The 17,501-nt window shown below is 57.1% G+C and carries 16 protein-coding genes and 2 pseudogenes; 10 read left to right on the top strand and 8 right to left on the bottom strand.

The annotated features are described in order from the left end of the window. Positions 1-2: 2 nt before the first annotated feature. Positions 3-1,242, bottom strand: a pseudogene (locus C3406_RS20735) (MFS transporter). 108 nt (positions 1,243-1,350) lie between these two features. On the opposite strand from C3406_RS20735, the gene C3406_RS20730 reads away from it, so the two are divergent. From C3406_RS20730 to acpT, 3 genes and pseudogenes are all read left to right on the top strand, one after another. Next, the gene (locus C3406_RS20730; protein WP_103824751.1) at positions 1,351-2,424 is read left to right on the top strand and encodes an AI-2E family transporter; all 1,074 of its coding nucleotides are present in this window, start codon (positions 1,351-1,353) and stop codon (positions 2,422-2,424) included. A 7-nt stretch (positions 2,425-2,431) separates the two neighbouring features. Next, a pseudogene (locus C3406_RS20725) lies at positions 2,432-2,614 on the top strand (beta-ketoacyl-ACP synthase); the annotation flags it as partial. A gap of 2 nt (positions 2,615-2,616) precedes the next feature. After that, positions 2,617-3,198: a 4'-phosphopantetheinyl transferase AcpT gene (acpT, locus tag C3406_RS20720; RefSeq protein ID WP_103824750.1), complete on the top strand. Its 582-nt coding sequence runs from the start codon at positions 2,617-2,619 to the stop codon at positions 3,196-3,198. Between the two features lie 5 nt (positions 3,199-3,203). Here the strand turns inward: acpT and C3406_RS20715 are convergent, their stop codons facing one another. Next, positions 3,204-3,710 (bottom strand): phenolic acid decarboxylase, encoded by a 507-nt coding sequence (locus tag C3406_RS20715; protein WP_103824749.1) that lies wholly within the window; start codon positions 3,708-3,710, stop codon positions 3,204-3,206. Between the two features lie 99 nt (positions 3,711-3,809). Between C3406_RS20715 and C3406_RS20710 the strand changes: the two genes are divergently transcribed. The 3 genes from C3406_RS20710 to C3406_RS20700 all read left to right on the top strand — a co-directional run bounded on the left by C3406_RS20710 (position 3,810) and on the right by C3406_RS20700 (position 6,276). After that, a complete protein-coding gene (locus C3406_RS20710; protein ID WP_103824748.1) occupies positions 3,810-4,670 on the top strand; it encodes a LysR family transcriptional regulator in 861 nt (286 codons plus the stop codon). 54 nt (positions 4,671-4,724) lie between these two features. Beyond that, positions 4,725-5,519, top strand: a complete 795-nt coding sequence (locus C3406_RS20705; protein WP_103824747.1) for an SDR family NAD(P)-dependent oxidoreductase — start codon at positions 4,725-4,727, stop codon at positions 5,517-5,519. Positions 5,520-5,613: 94 nt separating this feature from the next. Further along, a complete protein-coding gene (locus tag C3406_RS20700; protein ID WP_103824746.1) occupies positions 5,614-6,276 on the top strand; it encodes an HAD family hydrolase in 663 nt (220 codons plus the stop codon). Positions 6,277-6,358: 82 nt separating this feature from the next. On the opposite strand, the gene C3406_RS20695 is transcribed toward C3406_RS20700, so the two are convergent. The 3 genes from C3406_RS20695 to C3406_RS20685 all read right to left on the bottom strand — a co-directional run bounded on the left by C3406_RS20695 (position 6,359) and on the right by C3406_RS20685 (position 9,259). Further along, positions 6,359-7,384, bottom strand: a complete 1,026-nt coding sequence (locus C3406_RS20695; RefSeq protein ID WP_103824745.1) for a TerC/Alx family metal homeostasis membrane protein — start codon at positions 7,382-7,384, stop codon at positions 6,359-6,361. Between the two features lie 156 nt (positions 7,385-7,540). Beyond that, the gene (locus C3406_RS20690) at positions 7,541-7,939 is read right to left on the bottom strand and encodes an ion channel (protein WP_103824744.1); all 399 of its coding nucleotides are present in this window, start codon (positions 7,937-7,939) and stop codon (positions 7,541-7,543) included. A gap of 126 nt (positions 7,940-8,065) precedes the next feature. Beyond that, positions 8,066-9,259, bottom strand: coding sequence for a BaiN/RdsA family NAD(P)/FAD-dependent oxidoreductase (locus C3406_RS20685; RefSeq protein WP_103824855.1), 1,194 nt, complete (start codon positions 9,257-9,259; stop codon positions 8,066-8,068). Positions 9,260-9,489: 230 nt separating this feature from the next. Here C3406_RS20685 and pitA point away from each other — a divergent pair, with 230 nt between their 5' ends. Next, on the top strand, positions 9,490-10,986 hold the full coding sequence (gene pitA / locus C3406_RS20680) for an inorganic phosphate transporter PitA (RefSeq protein ID WP_103824743.1): 1,497 nt from the start codon (positions 9,490-9,492) through the stop codon (positions 10,984-10,986). 56 nt (positions 10,987-11,042) lie between these two features. Here pitA and uspB read toward each other — a convergent pair whose 3' ends face one another. Next, positions 11,043-11,378 carry a universal stress protein UspB gene (gene uspB, locus C3406_RS20675; protein ID WP_032615027.1) on the bottom strand — a complete coding sequence of 112 codons (336 nt, stop codon included), beginning with the start codon at positions 11,376-11,378 and terminating at the stop codon, positions 11,043-11,045. A 285-nt stretch (positions 11,379-11,663) separates the two neighbouring features. Between uspB and uspA the strand changes: the two genes are divergently transcribed. Further along, the gene (uspA, locus tag C3406_RS20670; protein WP_103177386.1) at positions 11,664-12,101 is read left to right on the top strand and encodes a universal stress protein UspA; all 438 of its coding nucleotides are present in this window, start codon (positions 11,664-11,666) and stop codon (positions 12,099-12,101) included. A 54-nt stretch (positions 12,102-12,155) separates the two neighbouring features. Here the strand turns inward: uspA and rsmJ are convergent, their stop codons facing one another. Together rsmJ and prlC are read right to left on the bottom strand one after the other, a co-directional pair. Next, positions 12,156-12,908 (bottom strand): 16S rRNA (guanine(1516)-N(2))-methyltransferase RsmJ, encoded by a 753-nt coding sequence (gene rsmJ / locus C3406_RS20665; protein WP_103824742.1) that lies wholly within the window; start codon positions 12,906-12,908, stop codon positions 12,156-12,158. A 7-nt stretch (positions 12,909-12,915) separates the two neighbouring features. Continuing rightward, positions 12,916-14,958 carry an oligopeptidase A gene (gene prlC / locus C3406_RS20660; protein ID WP_103824854.1) on the bottom strand — a complete coding sequence of 681 codons (2,043 nt, stop codon included), beginning with the start codon at positions 14,956-14,958 and terminating at the stop codon, positions 12,916-12,918. Positions 14,959-15,163: 205 nt separating this feature from the next. Between prlC and C3406_RS20655 the strand changes: the two genes are divergently transcribed. Together C3406_RS20655 and gorA are read left to right on the top strand one after the other, a co-directional pair. Further along, positions 15,164-16,006 carry a 23S rRNA (adenine(2030)-N(6))-methyltransferase RlmJ gene (locus C3406_RS20655; RefSeq protein ID WP_103824741.1) on the top strand — a complete coding sequence of 281 codons (843 nt, stop codon included), beginning with the start codon at positions 15,164-15,166 and terminating at the stop codon, positions 16,004-16,006. A 70-nt stretch (positions 16,007-16,076) separates the two neighbouring features. Continuing rightward, on the top strand, positions 16,077-17,429 hold the full coding sequence (gene gorA, locus C3406_RS20650) for a glutathione-disulfide reductase (RefSeq protein WP_103824740.1): 1,353 nt from the start codon (positions 16,077-16,079) through the stop codon (positions 17,427-17,429). Positions 17,430-17,501 lie beyond the last annotated feature (72 nt).

Here is a 17,501-nt window from a genome sequence, read left to right as displayed (position 1 = left end):
CGTCACGATGAAATGGCCTCCTCCGGAGGCCATTTTTTTAGCCGCCACGTCAGCAGTAACGCCACCACCACCAGCCCCGCCGCCGCCAGATAGATAACCGGCACCCCGGCCCAGGCCATCACCAGCCCGGCCAGCGGCCCGGTCACCCCCAGCGACATATCCATAAACACCGTATAGGTCGCCAGCGCCGCGCCCTGATTCTGCTGCGGTACCGCCTTGACCGCCACTACCCCCAGCGCCGGGAAGACCAGCGAGAAGCCCGCCCCCGCGAGGAACACTCCGATCCGCGCCATCCAGGGCGCCTCAGCGATGCCGGTCAGCAGCAGGCCAACAATCTCAACGCTAAAGCAGATCATCGCCACGTTCAGCCCGCCCAGCCGGTTGATGCCATTCGGGAACAGCAGGCGGGTGCCGACGAAGGCGCAGCTAAAGAGCGTCAGCGCGAAGGCCGCGCCGTCCCAGCCTTTATCGGCGTAAAACAGCGTAATGAAGGTGGCGATGACCCCAAAACCCGCCGAACCGAGCGCCAGCGCCATCCCGTACGGCCAGACGCGCCCCAGCACCGTGCGAAACGGCATCGGCTTGCCTTTGCTGGCCTTCACTTTCGGACGTGGCAGGGCGAAGAGGATCGCCAGCAGCGCCACCCCCATAATGGTCAACGCCAGCCCGCTCAGGCCGGTGTAGCGATAGCAGAGCACGCCAAGCGGCGCGCCCATCGCCATTGCACCATAGGTGACGATGCCATTCCAGGAGATCACCCGCCCGATGTGCGAAGCTCCCACTACCCCCACGCCCCACAGCGTTGAGCCCGTTCCGGCGAGACTTTGTCCGATGCCTAAAATCACCCGGCCAAAACAGAGCAGCGCCAGGCTCACCACCGGCCAGGCGCTGGTCAGCCCGGCCAGGAAATAGCTCACCCCGCTCAGGAAGCAGCCGCACAGCCCCAGCACCACAATGCTCTTTGGCCCAAACAGATCGGCATAGCGTCCGGCATAGGGGCGGCTTAACAGGGTGGCGAAGTATTGCAGGCTGATGACCAGACCCGCCCAGAAGGCGCTAAAGCCCATGATGTCATGGACATAGCCCGGCAGGACGGCCAGCGGCAGGCCGATGGTCAGGTAGCTGGCAAAGTTGAAAATCACGACGGAAACAATACGCAAGTTGAGGCGCAATCCACTCAGTGCCGGTTCGGCGGCAGGTTCGGGCATCAGGTTCACCAGAATTTTTACAACAGTGTTTCACTATTACCACGCCAGGGAGAGAAATGCAGCAGCGACTTTAAGATTAACGGCGTCAGCCGAAGCGCTGCGGGCGCACTACACTTAGGAGCATCATATAAGAGGAATAATCATGATAATCACGCCGCCCGATAAAACGGGTCTTCCACCCGCTGATAAAGCGGGTCTCCATATTTTAATGAAGCTGGCCTGTCTGGTGGTGATCCTGGCAGGTATTCATGCCGCAGCAGATATTCTCGTTCAGCTATTGCTGGCGCTCTTTTTCGCCATCGTCCTTAACCCCCTCGTCACCTGGTTTTTGCGCCGGGGGGTAAGCCGCCCTGTTGCCATCACCATTGTGGTGGTGGTGATGCTGATTGGGCTGACGGCGCTGTTTGGGGTGCTGGCGGCCTCGCTCAATGAATTTGCCGCTATGCTGCCGAAATACAATAAAGAGCTGACGCGCAAAATTGTCGGTCTACAGCAAATGTTCCCGTTCCTCAACCTGCACTTCTCCCCGGAGCGCATGCTGAGACGGATGGATTCAGAGAAAGTAATGACCTTTGCCACCGCGCTGATGACCCAGCTTTCCGGGGCGATGGCCAGCGTCCTGCTGCTGGTGATGACCGTGGTCTTTATGCTGTTTGAAGTGCGCCACGTGCCGTACAAGATGCGTTTTGCCCTCAATAATCCGCAGATCCACATCGCCGGTTTACACCGCGCGCTAAAAGGTGTGTCGCACTATCTGGCGCTGAAAACGCTGCTGAGTTTGTGGACCGGGGCCATCGTCTGGCTGGGGCTGACGCTGCTGGGCGTGCAGTTTGCCCTGATGTGGGGCGTGCTGGCCTTCCTGCTGAACTATGTGCCTAATATCGGCGCGGTGATCTCCGCCGTACCGCCGATGATCCAGGCCTTCCTGTTCAACGGTTTTTACGAATGCATGATGGTGGGGGCGCTGTTCCTTATCGTCCACATGGTGCTGGGCAATATCGTGGAGCCGCGAATGATGGGCCACCGGCTGGGGATGTCCACCCTGGTGGTCTTCCTGTCGTTATTGATCTGGGGCTGGTTGCTCGGCCCGGTGGGGATGTTACTTTCCGTACCGCTCACCAGCGTCTGTAAGATCTGGATGGAGACCACCCGGGGCGGCAGCAAACTGGCGATCCTGCTTGGCCCAGGCAGACCAAAAAGCAAGCTGCCGGGATAAGAGATGTATGCGCTGGCGGCGTGAGGGCTGGTTCGCGCCGCCCATCAATTTAAGACAACCGGATGAGCAATGCGGCGCGTTAGATTATATTATGGGTGAGGCCCGTCACATTGACTGCGAATATCTTCAAAGCAACACCTTCGCGTTCGGCGGCATGAATACTTCCATAATCATTAAACGCTGGGCGTGACTATGTACCAGTTCTTACTGGGAAAAATTTCTACCCTCAGCGCTGACCCTCTGGCGTCAGCGCTTTCTGAGCAGGCGCCGCAGGGCGCGCGCCGACTCCCCTGGCTGGCTGGCCGGGCGCTACTCGCCCGGGCGTTATCGCCCGCCCCGGTACCGGAAATTGTCTTCGGTGAACAGGGCAAACCGGCGTTCGTCGATGCCAGACCCTACTGGTTTAACCTGAGCCACAGCGGGGATGATATCGCCCTGCTGTTAAGCGACGAAGGCGAAGTGGGCTGCGACATCGAAGTGATCCGCCCGCGGGATAACTGGCAGGCGCTGGCTAACGCCGTCTTTAGCCTCGCCGAACATGACGAGCTGGAGCGGGAGGCGCCTGAAGCAAAACTGTCGGCCTTCTGGCGCATCTGGACGCGTAAAGAGGCGATCGTCAAACAGCGCGGCGGCAGCGCCTGGCAGATTGTCAGTATCGACAGCACTTTAAGGTCGGCACTCTGCGTCAGCCACTTTCAGCACGGCGAACTCAGCCTCGCGGTCTGTACGCCAACGCCCTTCCCCCTCCATAACGGTGCCCTTCAGGTTCTGTAACCCGCTTATTTCAAATTATTCGGAAAGTCTGCCGGCAGCTCGCTGGCAGCACAGTCAATGACAGCATCGTTATTGGCACCGCAGTCGCGCACAAAGGTAATGGTGGCGAACTCATCGATGACTTCGGTTGGGTAGGCCGGGCCCGCCTCGCGATAAGAGACCATCAGCGGAATATGATCGTTCTGGAAGCAGATGGTTTTTTCCGGGTTATTCATCACCCAACGCGGGAAGAAGATCGTGCCGTGGAACAGCTTGTCGCCGAGGTTCACAATCAGACTCACATCGGTACCGGTCGGTTCAGTCCACGAGATTTTATAAATACTCTCGCCTACACGAACGATATAAGCCTGTTGATCTTTTACCCAACGGTTTGCCACGATCCCGCTATGAATACGGTAATCGAGCGTCTGCTCGTTTTTGACATAAATCTCGTAGTTCCAGCCGTTATCGTAGGTGTAGACCAAATGTTTGCCGACGAAACCGCTTAAATCATGTTTATCAAACTGGCTCATATCCTGTCTCCTCTGTTTCAATGAGCCCATCTTACGTCTGCAAAAAATGAATGAATAACGCTATCATTTAATAAAATTCATCCAAAAATTAGATTAGTTATGCACAAAACTACCCTTGAGCAGTGGTCGCTGCTGGAACGTGTCGTTGAGTTGGGCAGCTTTGCCCGCGCCGCAGAGGAGACGCATCGCAGCCAATCTTCCGTCAGTTATAACCTGGCGTTGTTGCAGGAGCGGCTGGGCGTGGCGCTGCTGGTTCAGGCGGGACGTAAGGCGGTGCTGACCCCGGAAGGGGAGCTACTGTTAAATCAGGTCAAACCGCTGCTAAACGCCTTTACCCTGTTAGAGACGCGCGCCACGACGCTACGCAACGGGATGCGTACCCGACTGGATGTGGTGGTGGACAGCATTTTTCCTCGCCGTCACCTGTTTGCCATTCTGCGCCAGTTTCAACAGCGCTATCCGCAAACCGAGGTGAATCTGACCGAAATACTTGAGAACGCCGGCGAGGCCCTGGCCCAGAACGAAGCCGACGTGATGGTGCTAACCCGCCGCCATGATGTGACCGGGCGCGGCGAGTGGCTGATGAATATCGATTTTGTCGCCGTGGCGCATCGGGAGCATCCGCTGTTTGAACTCGATACGCCGCTCACTGATGAAATGCTACGCCCCTGGCCACTCATCCAGATCGCCGGGCAGAACTACGCCGCGCCTCCCGGCGGCGAAGCCTGGACCTTCTCCACCATCGATGCCGCTATCGATGCGGTGATGTATCAGGTGGGGTATGGCTGGCTGCCGGAAGAGCGAATTCAGCAACAGCTGGAAACCGGTGTGCTGAAAACAGTGCCCCTGAACCACGGCACGCGCCGTGCTACACCGCTGCATCTGATTGTAAAACGCACGCTCGCCCCGCTCGACGAACAGGTGGAAACCTTACTGCACCTCTTCAGCCAGCCGTCGTAAAGGTGAACTGCTACGCTTAATGGTCTGAACTTCAAATATGACAAGGAGCAGGCCGTGAAAATCGATCTTACGGGAAAAGTGGCGTTAGTGACCGCCTCCACAGGCGGCATTGGCTTCGCCATTGCCAGAGGGCTGGCGGAGAGCGGCGCCGAGGTGATTGTTAACGGACGCAGCGTCGACTCGGTTAACCGGGGCATCCAGCAGCTGCAGCAGCAAATACCGGGCGTTCAGGTGCGGGCCGCCATTGCCGACCTCAGTACGCAGGAAGGGGTGGATGCTCTGCTCCGGGTCGCTTCGGGTGTCGATATCCTCGTCAACAATGCCGGGATCTACGGCCCCCAGGATTTTTACGCCACCGACGATGAGACCTGGGATCACTACTGGCAAACCAACGTGATGTCCGGCGTTCGGCTGTCGCGCGCCCTGCTGCCCGGCATGGTGCAAAAAGGCTGGGGCCGGGTGGTGTTTATCTCCTCGGAGTCAGCCTGCAATATTCCGGCGGACATGATCCACTATGGCGTGACGAAAACCGCTCAGCTATCTCTGGCGCGCGGTCTGGCAAAGTTTGTCGCCGGGAGTGGCGTCACCGTGAACAGCGTCCTGCCTGGCCCGACGATGTCGGACGGCTTTGCAGAGATGATGAAAGACGAAATAGAGAAAACCGGCAAATCCCTGGAGACGCTGGCAAAAGAGTTCGTGATGGCAAACCGCCCAAGCTCGGTGATCCAGCGGGCCGCCACGGTAGACGAGGTGGCGAACATGGTGGTTTACGTCTGTTCCCAGCAGGCATCCGCCACCTCCGGCGCGGCGCTGCGCGTGGATGGCGGCGTGGTGGACGATATTATCTAGCGCTGCCGATGGCCGCCTGTCCGCTGGCGGGTGGCATCTGACGCTAAAGCAGGTAAACTGAGGACAGAATGTGAATTTACGCTAAGACTCTGTTATGACCAATATGATTGCCGATGAGGCGATGGCAAAATCCAGCGTCCTCTCCGTGTTCGACTTTGATGGCACGCTGACCCATCACGACAGCTTTATCCCCTTCTTACGCTTTGCGTTCGGTAAGCGCTACTTTGCCGGTCGCCTGGTGCGGATGGCCTTGCCCACCCTTCACTGCGTACGCCGCAAGCTGACCCGTGATGAACTGAAAGAGGTGCTGATCAAAACCTTCCTGACTGGCGTGGATGAGCACTGGCTGCGTGAGCAGGCAGAGCGGTTCTGCGAAAAGTACTGGGACAAACTGATGCGCCCGCAGGGGGTGCTGGCGGTGGCGGCGGAAGTGAACTCCGGTGCGGAAGTGACCATCTGCTCTGCCTCCCCGGCGCTGGTGTTGCAGCCGTGGGCCGACAAGCTCGGCATTAAGCTTATCGGCACCCAGCTGGAGGTAAAAGAGGGCAAGCTGACCGGGCGGATCACCGGCCATAACTGTCGCTGTGCGCAGAAAGTGGCCCGGCTGGAGAGCGTGTACGGCAGCCTGACCAACTATCACGTGCGCGCCTGGGGCGACACCCGTGGCGACCACGAGCTGCTGGCGGCGGCGCAGGATCCGCACTGGCGTCATTTCCATCCGCCGCGCGCGCGCCGCAACTCACCGATTAAGCTGTAAACTCTGCCGGGTGGCGGCTTCGCCTTACCCGGCCTACAGGGCTTGTAGGCCCGGCAAGCACAGCGCCGCCGGGCAGAATCCGTCAGGCTTCCCGTTTCCCCGGGAACAGCAGGCTCGCCAGAATCCCCACCGCCAGTACGCCCAACACCACTAACAGACTCGCCGTGGCGCCGATACCGTAGCCGTGGTGCCAGAAGTGATCTGTGGCGTTCAGACCGAGCTTAAAGGCGACGAAGAAGAGCAGCGCGATCACCGCTTTCTCCAGATGCACCAGATACTGCTTCAGCGCCTCCAGCACGAAGTAAAGCGTACGCAGGCCGAGGATGGCGAACATCATGGCGCTGTAGATAATCAGCGGCTCGCGGCTGACCGCGATGATCGCCGGCACCGAGTCAAAGGCGAACATCACGTCTGACAGCTCCACCACCGCCACACAGAGCAGCAGCGGCGTGGCATAGCGCTTCGCCTTCTTCACCCGCCCGACCATCACATCCTGGTTTTCGGGCTTAGCCAGCTCGGCATCCACCTCTTTCTGGCTGAGAAGAAACGCGTTACCGGTAATTTTTGGCCAGATCGGATAGAAGCGTTTTACCGCGCGGTAAGCCAGATGCTGGGAGTAATCCTCAATCTCGTCCTGCTCTTCGCCGCGTTTAAGCATCATCACCGCCGTCCAGGCCACAATCAGGGCGAAGACCACTTCAACGTATGGCCCCAGGCTCAGCAGGCTGGTACCGATAGCGACGAAGATCCCGCGGAAGACAATCGCGCCAATCACCCCCCAGTAGAGCACCCGGTGACGATACTGATCCGGCACGCCAAACCAGGCGAAGATCGCCATCATCACGAAGAGGTTATCAACGGAGAGCACCTCTTCCAGGGCGTAACCGGTGAGGAACAGGCTCGCCACTTCGGCACCGTGATGCACGTAGAGGAACCCGGCGAACGCCATCGCCATCATCACCCAGAAGAGGGACCAGAGTGAGGCGCTTTTCAGTGAAATTGGTTTGTCATGGCGATGCATGAAGAGGTCGATAAACATCGCCCCGACAGCCATAACCACAAAAACAACAACGGTTTCCGTCGGGAAACCGAGATGAGCAGAGGACATAGACAACCCTTTTTGAAGACAAAATACACACCATGCAGACTGGCGAAGCCAGTAAAGAAAAAGAGGGACCGTTTACCGGCTCTCCTCTTAAAACGCATAACCCTGCGTGAGGGAGTGTACTTTACCTCACAATGCGGAGGTTCTGCCATCGGCGCTTTACTGGCTCATGCCGCGCAGCCGTTGCAGGACAGCCACCAGCACCGCCACTGACCAGCCAACCATCAGCGCGCCAACCAGCCCTTCCACCCCGCCAATCAGTCGCCAGTGTTCCGACAACGTGACATCGCCGTACCCTACTGTAGCGTAGCTGACCAGCGAGAAATAGAAGCTGGTGTTCCAGTCAGTAAATGCGCCGACGAAGCGATAGAAAACGGCAAACAGGCTGGCTTCAAGCAGATGAGCAAAAAGTGCAGTCACAATGATGACGATATTGCGGAACACAACGCGGATCACCGATTCCACATTCAGATTGATGAACTTCAGGATAATAAACATCCATGTGGAATGAATGAGCACCGTCAGGTTGATCAAAATAATAATGCTCACAAGCTGCATATCACACTCTCTGAAAGGTAACGCAATACGCCCTGCTCAGCTGAACAGGGCGTAAAATAGCGGAACGTTTGAGATGCAGTGTAGCGGATGGGGGCGAGACAAGGGCGCTATCGTTGCGCCGGAGCACTACCTTCCTGCCAGCGCCTCTGCGCAGGCCCAGGCGCTGGCCCACGCCCACTGGAAGTTATAGCCACCCAGCCAGCCGGTGACGTCCATGACCTCGCCGATAAAATAGAGTCCCGGCACGTTGCGGGCCTCCATGGTGCGCGAAGAGAGTTCGTTGGTGTCCACGCCCCCCAGCGTCACTTCCGCGGTGCGATACCCTTCGGTGCCGTTGGGCTGGACGCGCCAGGCGCTTAAGGTCTCCACCAGCGTCTGCTGGTCACGGCTGTTGAGCTGCTTCAGCGACACATCAGGAATTTGCCCCAGCAGCTGCAGGCACTCCACCAGCCGCTTCGGCAGCTGCATTGCCAGGGTGTTTTTCAGGCTCTGGTTAGGGTGCGCCGCCCGCTGCTCATTGAGGAAGCTCTCCAGATCGCAATCCGGCACTAAATTGATGGTGACGAACTCGCCCGGCTGCCAGTAGCTGGAGATTTGCAGCACCGCCGGACCGGAAAGGCCGCGGTGGGTAAACAGCAGATTCTCACGGAACAGCGTGCCGTCTTCGGCGGTAATCACCGACGGCACCGAGACGCCGGAGAGCGTTTGCAGCTGTTCCAGCAGCGGTTTATGCAGGGTGAATGGCACCAGGCCGGCACGGGTGGGTAACACCTTCAGGCCAAACTGCTCGGCAATTTTATAGCCAAACGGTGTGGCACCCAGCCCCGGCATTGAGAGCCCGCCGCTGGCGATCACCAGTTTTTCTGCGCTCACGGTTTCGCCATTAAGCTGCAGCGTGTACCCCGCATCGTTACGCGCTACATCCAGCACTTCGCTGCGAAGTCGCAGGGTAACCTGGCCTTTTTCACACTCCGCCACCAGCATATCGACGATTTGTTGCGCGGAATCGTCGCAAAATAATTGCCCCAGCGTTTTCTCATGCCAGGCGATCCCATGTTTACCCACGAGGTCGATGAAGTCCCACTGGGTGTAGCGCGCCAACGCAGATTTGCAAAAATGACGGTTCTGGCTCAGATATGCCGCAGGTTCGATATAAAGGTTAGTAAAGTTGCAGCGGCCCCCACCAGACATCAGGATTTTACGACCTGGTTTTTTGCCGTTATCGAGCAGCAGAACCCGGCGTCCTGCCTGTCCGGCCATCGCCGCACAGAATAAACCCGCCGCACCTGCGCCAATAATGATAGCATCGTACTTTTCCACGTCTCGATCCTCCTGGTTTTCAGGGCGCGAATTGTAAAGTTTCCTCAAGAAACGCACCAGCGTAAAAATCTGTAATTTCATGCATTTCGTTGAAATTTAAAAAGTAATTCTTTTGCTGCTACGCTTATGTCAGTAAGCAAATCAAAAAAAGGCTATATTTCACTTTGCCCGTTGCGCATTTGTCCTGGATAATGCGCCGCGTTCATGTCCTCAAAATGGCGTAACGTCCTATGCTACATTTGTTTGCTGGCCTGGATTTCCATACCGGGCTTTTACTTTTGCTTGCTCTGGCCTTTGTATTGTTCTACGAAGCGATTAACGGCTTCCACGATACTGCAAACGCAGTGGCAACGGTTATCTACACCCGGGCATTACGATCGCAAGTTGCGGTGGTGATGGCTGCAGTGTTTAACTTCTTTGGCGTTCTTCTTGGAGGTCTGAGCGTAGCCTACGCCATTGTGCATATGCTGCCAACGGATCTGCTGTTGAACGTCAGCTCTGGTCATGGCCTTGCTATGGTCTTCTCCCTGCTGTTTGCTGCAATTATCTGGAACCTCGGTACCTGGTATTTCGGCCTGCCAGCATCCAGTTCCCACACGCTGATCGGCACTATCATCGGTATTGGTTTAACCAATGCGCTGATGACCGGTACGTCTGTGGTGGACGCACTGAACATCCCTAAAGTTCTGGGTATTTTCGGTTCACTGATTATTTCCCCGATTGTCGGTCTGGTTGTGGCGGGGGGGTTAATCTTCCTGCTGCGTCGTTACTGGAGCGGTACGAAAAAACGTGCCCGTATCCACCTGACGCCAGCAGAGCGTGAAAAGAAAGACGGCAAGAAGAAGCCGCCATTCTGGACGCGTATCGCTCTGATCATCTCTGCAATCGGCGTGGCTTTCTCGCACGGCGCAAACGACGGTCAGAAAGGCATTGGTCTGGTGATGCTGGTGCTGATCGGCGTGGCCCCGGCGGGCTTCGTGGTCAATATGAATGCGTCCGGTTACGAAATTACCCGTACCCGTGATGCCATCAACAACGTTGAAACCTATTTCCAGCAGCATCCTGACCTGCTGAAAAAAGCGACCGGCGTTGACCAGTTGATCCCTTCTCCGGAAGCGGGCGCTACCAAACCGGCGGAGTTCCATTGCCATCCGGCTAATGCGATCAGTGCCCTGGAGCGCGCCAAAGGCATGCTGACAGACGTTGAAAGCTACGACAAGCTCTCCGTAGAGCAGCGTGGCCAGATGCGCCGCATCATGCTGTGCATCTCTGACGTCACCGACAAAGTGGCTAAGCTGCCTGAAGTCTCTGCCGACGACAAACGTCTGCTGAAGAAGCTGAAAGTCGACATGCTGAACACCATTGAGTACGCACCGATCTGGATCATCATGGCGGTTGCGCTGGCTCTGGGTCTCGGTACGATGATTGGCTGGCGTCGCGTAGCAACAACCATCGGCGAGAAGATTGGTAAGAAAGGCATGACCTATGCCCAGGGGATGTCCGCTCAGATGACGGCGGCAGTCTCTATCGGTCTGGCCAGCTACACCGGTATGCCGGTATCCACTACCCACGTTCTCTCTTCGTCCGTGGCGGGTACCATGCTGGTTGATGGCGGTGGTCTGCAACGCAAAACCGTGACCAGCATTCTGATGGCCTGGGTATTTACCCTGCCGGCATCCATTCTGCTGTCTGGCGGTCTGTACTGGATCTCCCTGCAATTCCTGTAATCGCAGGCAGGTTACGCGAAGAGCGGGTCAGGTAACTGGCCCGCTTTTTTTTGCGCTCAATGCCAGATGAGGAGAGCAATCATGCTCACCACCACCAGGCCGCACAGTGCGCTGGTCAGGATGAACTGACGACGCAGGCGCTCACAGCGACGGATAAACTCATCATCATGATGATCGCGATAACGCTGGGCGTAGATATACCACACCAGGCGCATCTGTTTGCTGGGCTGCCCGTGCGAGGTAAAGAATCCCCCGCCGTCCACATATTGATAAAGCAACGGATCGCAGCCACGCAGTACCACTAATAGCGCGCGCAAGGATGAGAAATAACGCGCCATATTCACAATGCAAACCACACATAACGCCCAAAACAATGCGACGGTGCTAATCATACATCCTCCCCGGCGTCCGCCCTCGAAGCAACGCTTCGGGACTACCGCACCCCAATGCCCTGACAGACGGTTCAGTGATAGAGAGACTCAAAAGCCGATCGGCTTCACATTTTATTATCCGAACGGCTTATTCAATAGTGTAGGAGATCAGTTAATTTTTTTGCCACAAGGTTAATCGTTATCAACACCAATGCTTGAAAATTTTGTTTAACTGGGCCGTAATGAAAGCAGGTAGACGACTGCTACACGCATTGGTCATCGATAACTTAAGGAAGGAGTAACACTATGGCTTATAAACATATTCTGATCGCTGTTGACCTCTCCCCGGAGAGCAAAGTGCTGGTTGATAAAGCGGTATCCATGGCGCGTCCGTACAATGCGAAAGTTTCCTTAATTCATGTGGACGTTAACTACTCCGATCTCTATACCGGCCTGATCGATGTGAATCTGGGGGACATGCAGAAGCGTATCTCTGAAGAGACCCACCATGCGCTGACCGAACTTTCCACGAATGCGGGCTATCCGATCACCGAAACCCTGAGCGGCAGCGGCGACCTGGGCCAGGTTCTGGTCGATGCGATTAAAAAATACGATATGGATCTGGTGGTCTGCGGCCATCACCAGGATTTCTGGAGCAAGCTGATGTCGTCAGCCCGTCAGCTGATTAACACCGTACACGTGGATATGCTGATTGTGCCGCTGCGCGACGAAGACGACGAGTAAGGCGGGATTGCCTGAATGTAGGCCGGGTAAGGCGAAGCCGCCACCCGGCTTTTTTTATTCCGGGGTGCCGGAATAGATATCAAACCGGTGCCCTTTGGTGGTCACCGCATTGGTCGTCGCAACCTCCGCCAGCGGCGGCGCATAGTCAGGACGTTTCACTACCACCCGCTTCGTGGCCAGCAGACGCGCAGGCGCCAGCAGGCCATCCGCATCCAGATCCGGCCCCACCAGCGACTGAAACACCCGCATCTCTTTCTTCACCAGCGCGCTTTTCTGCTTATGCGGGAACATCGGGTCAAGATAAACCACCTGCGGGCGTGGGGTGATATCGGTCAGCGCCGTCAGGCTTGAGGCGTGGATCAGCTGTAACCGCTCCTGCAACCAGCCGCCGATTTCCGGATCGGCATAGCCGCGGGCCAGGCCGTCATCCAGCAGCGCGGCCACCACCGGATTGCGCTCCAGCATCCGCACCCGACAGCCCACCGACGCCAGCACAAAAGCGTCGCGCCCGAGTCCCGCTGTGGCATCCACCACGTCCGGCAGGTAGCTGCCCTTAATCCCGACCGCTTTGGCCACCGCTTCGCCGCGTCCGCCGCCGAACTTGCGCCGGTGCGCCATCGCCCCACCAACAAAATCGACGAAAATGCCGCCGAGTTTGGGCTCGTCGCGCTTGCGCAGCTCCAGATGGTCCGGGGTCATCACCAGCGCCATCAGGTTTTCTTCATCGTGTTCCAGCCCCCAGCGGGCGGCAAGAACAGATAAGGCGCCGTCTCCGGCGCCTGTTTCATCAACTAAGTGAATCTTCACGAATCAACTAACCCTTGATGCCGTAATGCTCAAGCATCGCATCCAGCTGCGGTTCGCGGCCACGGAAGCGTTTGAACAGCTCCATTGGCTCTTCAGAGCCGCCACGGGTAAGGATGTTATCCAGGAACGACTGGCCGGTTTCGCGGTTGAAAATCCCCTCTTCCTCAAAGCGGGAGTAAGCGTCTGCCGCCAGCACGTCTGCCCACAGGTAGCTGTAGTAACCCGCCGCATAGCCGCCCGCAAAGATATGGCTGAACGCGTGCGGGAAGCGTCCCCAGGCCGGACCTGGAATAAGGGCAACCTGCTTCTTGATCTCCGCCAGGGTTTCGAGAACCTTCGCCCCCTGCTCCGGGCTGAACTCCGCATGCAGACGGAAATCGAACAGGCCGAACTCCAGCTGACGCAGGATGAACATCGCCGCCTGGTAGTTTTTCGCTTCCAGCATCTTATCCAGCAGCGCTTTTGGCAGCGGCTCGCCGGTCTCGTAGTGGCCGGAGATAAACGCCAGCGCGTCCGGCTCCCAGCACCAGTTTTCCATAAACTGGCTCGGCAGCTCCACTGCATCCCACGGTACACCGCTGATACCGGCAACGCCTGCCGCTTCAATGCGGGTCAGCATGTGGTGCAGGCCGTGGCCGAATTCGTGGAACAGAGTGATCACTTCGTCATGGGTGAACAGCGCAGGTTTGCCGTTAACCGGACGGTTGAAGTTACAGGTCAGATAAGCAACCGGCTTTTGCAGCGAGCCGTCGGCTTTACGCATCTGCCCTACGCAGTCATCCATCCAGGCGCCGCCGCGTTTATTTTCGCGAGCGTAGAGGTCAAGATAGAAGCTGCCGCGCAGTTCGTTCTGGTCGTCGTACAGTTCGAAGAACCGCACGTCGTCGTGCCACACTTCCACATCGTTGCGCTCTTTAGCAGTGATGCCGTAAATGCGTTTCACCACTTCGAACAGGCCGTTAACGGCTTTGTTTTCCGGGAAGTACGGACGCAGTTGCTCATCGCTGATGCTGTAAAGATGCTGCTTCTGTTTTTCGCTGTAATAGGCGATATCCCACGGCAGCAGCTCATCGACGCCGAACTCCGCTTTCGCAAAGGCGCGCAGCTGGGCCAGTTCTTTTTCGCCCTGAGGACGGGCACGTTTGGCCAGATCGGTTAAGAAATCGAGTACCTGCTGCGGATTCTCAGCCATTTTGGTGGCAAGCGATTTATCCGCGTAGCTGTCAAAGCCCAGCAGCTGCGCCAGCTCGTGACGCAGGGCAAGAATTTCCGCCATCACCGGGGTGTTATCCCACTTACCGGCGTTCGGGCCCTGATCGGATGCGCGGGTGCTGTAGGCGCGATACATCTCTTCACGCAGGGCCTGGTTGTCGCAGTAGGTCATGACCGGCAGATAGCTCGGGATATCCAGCGTCAACAGATAACCTTCCTGCTCTTTCGCTTCGGCTTGCGCTTTTGCTGCCGCCAGCGCGCTTTCCGGCATGCCAGCCAGCTCCGCTTCGTCGGTAATCAGCTTCGTCCAGCCCATGGTGGCATCCAGCACGTTGTTGCTGTACTGGTTGCCCAGCTCAGACAGGCGCGTCGCGATTTCGCCGTAGCGCTGCTGCTTCTCTTTTGCCAGACCGATGCCCGACAGTTCAAAATCGCGCAGCGCGTTATCAACAGCCTTTTTCTGCGCGATATTCAGCGTCGCATAGTGATCGCCATCGCGCAGGTCGCGGTACGCTTTGTAGAGCCCTTCGTGCTGCCCGACCCAGGTACTGTATTCCGACAGCAGCGGCAGAGTTTGTTCGTAGGCTTCACGCAGTTCCGGGCTGTTTTTCACCGAGTTAAGGTGGCTGACCGGGGAGAAGATGCGGCCAAGCACATCATCCACTTCCGCCAGCGGCTGACACAGGTTTTCCCAGGTGTAGGGAGCGCCGTTCGCCACCACGCTCTCCACTGCACTACGGCAATCGTCCAGCGCTTTAGTAACCGCAGGGACAACATGTTCAGGCCGAATGGAGGAGAACGGTGGCAACGAAAAAGGCGTCAGTAATGGGTTGGTCATAAGCACTGTCCTGTTAAATGAGTGAATGAAGCGCACATCCTGCGCGAGCATAATGTTTCCAGGATGGGGTTAAGTGTAGTGAATTTCAATGGCTGCGGTGACAGAAAAAGCGTGGGCCCGACAGCGCTTTCCGGGCCTGCGGGTATTCTGTGTCGTTCTGCGGTAAACTGTGGAAAATCGTTTACTCAGTGGAATTCATCTACCCATGCTCAGTTATCGCCACAGCTTTCACGCGGGCAACCACGCCGACGTCCTTAAACACACCGTTCAGAGCCTGATTATCGAAGCGCTAAAAGAGAAAGATAAGCCTTTTCTCTATCTGGACACCCATGCTGGCGCGGGCCGCTATCAGCTGAGCGGCGAGCATGCCGAGCGCACCGGGGAGTACCTTGAAGGCATCGCCCGCATCTGGCAGCAGGATGACCTGCCGGCGGAGCTTGAGCCGTATATCGGCGTGATCAACCATTTTAACCGCAGCGGCCAGTTACGCTACTACCCGGGCTCGCCGCTTATTGCCCGCCAGCTGCTGCGCGAGCAGGACAGCATTCAGCTGACCGAACTGCACCCGAGCGACTATCCGCTGCTGCGCTCTGAATTCCAGAAAGACAGCCGCGCGCGCGTGGAAAAATCGGACGGCTACCAGCAGCTGAAAGCGAAGCTGCCGCCGGTGTCCCGTCGTGGCCTGGTGCTGATCGACCCGCCGTACGAAATCAAAAGCGATTACCAGGCGGTGGTTACCGGCATCAACGAGGGCTACAAACGCTTTGCCACTGGCACCTATGCGCTGTGGTATCCGGTGGTGCTGCGTTCGCAGATCAAGCGCATGATCAAGGATCTGGAAGCGACCGGCATCCGTAAGATCCTGCAAATTGAGCTGGCGGTTCTCCCGGACAGCGATCGACGCGGTATGACCGCCTCCGGCATGATTGTGATTAACCCGCCCTGGAAGCTTGAAGCGCAGATGAATAACGTCCTGCCGTGGCTGCACAAAAAGCTGGTCCCGGCCGGTACTGGCCATACTACCGTTAGCTGGATCGTGCCAGAGTAATTGCAGTCATCGATGGAAACTATTGATTTCAGGTATACAATCGCGGCAATTAACGATTAAGGATAAGACCATGACTAAGCATTATGACTACATCGCTATCGGCGGCGGCAGCGGCGGTATCGCCTCGATTAACCGTGCGGCCATGTATGGCCAGAAGTGCGCGCTGATTGAAGCGAAAGACCTCGGCGGCACCTGCGTTAACGTCGGTTGTGTACCGAAAAAAGTGATGTGGCATGCAGCGCAGATCCGCGAGGCCATCCACCTGTATGGCCCGGATTACGGTTTTGATACCACCATTAACAACTTCGACTGGGATCGCCTGATCGCCAGCCGTACTGCGTACATCGACCGTATTCACACCTCCTACGATAACGTACTGGGTAAGAACAACGTCGATGTGATCCGCGGTTTTGCCCGCTTTGTCGATGCGAAGACGATCGAAGTCAACGGTGAAACGATCACTGCCGATCATATCCTGATCGCCACCGGGGGGCGTCCAAGCCATCCGGCTATTCCGGGTGCGGAATACGGTATCGACTCCGACGGTTTCTTTGAGCTGCCTGCTCTGCCGAAACGCGTTGCCATCGTTGGCGCGGGTTACATCGCCGTGGAGCTGGCGGGCGTGATTAACGGCCTTGGCGCCGAAGCGCACCTGTTTGTGCGTAAACACGCGCCGCTGCGCAACTTCGACCCGCTGATCGTCGATACTCTGGTGGAAGTGATGAATGCCGAAGGTCCGCATCTGCATACGGAAGCCATTCCGAAAGCGGTTGTGAAAAACGCTGACGGTAGCCTGACCCTTGAGCTGGAAGATGGCCGCAGCCAGACCGTGGATTGCCTGATCTGGGCCATTGGCCGTGAACCCGCAAACGACAACTTCAACCTGGCCGTCACGGGTGTCAAAACCAATGAGAAAGGCTATATCGTTGTCGATAAGTTCCAGAACACCAGCGTACCGGGCATCTATGCCGTGGGCGATAATACCGGCGCCGTTGAACTGACCCCGGTGGCCGTCGCCGCGGGTCGTCGTCTTTCCGAGCGTCTGTTTAACAACAAACCGGACGAGCACCTGGACTACAACAACATCCCGACCGTAGTCTTCAGCCACCCGCCAATCGGTACCGTTGGTTTAACCGAACCTCAGGCGCGCGCGCACTATGGCGACGACCAGGTGAAAGTGTATAAATCCGCCTTCACCGCCATGTATACCGCGGTAACGTCTCACCGTCAGCCGTGCCGCATGAAGTTAGTGTGCGTCGGCCCGGATGAGAAGATTGTCGGCATTCACGGTATCGGCTTTGGTATGGATGAGATCCTGCAGGGCTTTGCGGTCGCGCTGAAAATGGGTGCGACCAAGAAAGACTTCGATAATACCGTGGCTATTCACCCAACGGCGGCAGAAGAGTTCGTGACCATGCGTTAATGCATGTAAATACTCGCTTTAAACCCCTCTGAAAAACTGGCAATACAGCGCCAGTTTTTCAGCTTTTATATG

This window comes from Leclercia sp. LSNIH8 (genome assembly GCF_002920195.1).
In the GTDB taxonomy this organism is placed as follows: Bacteria; Pseudomonadota; Gammaproteobacteria; order Enterobacterales; family Enterobacteriaceae; genus Enterobacter.
Note: the sequence above shows the minus strand (reverse complement) of the source record. Positions and strands in the feature narration are given on the sequence as shown.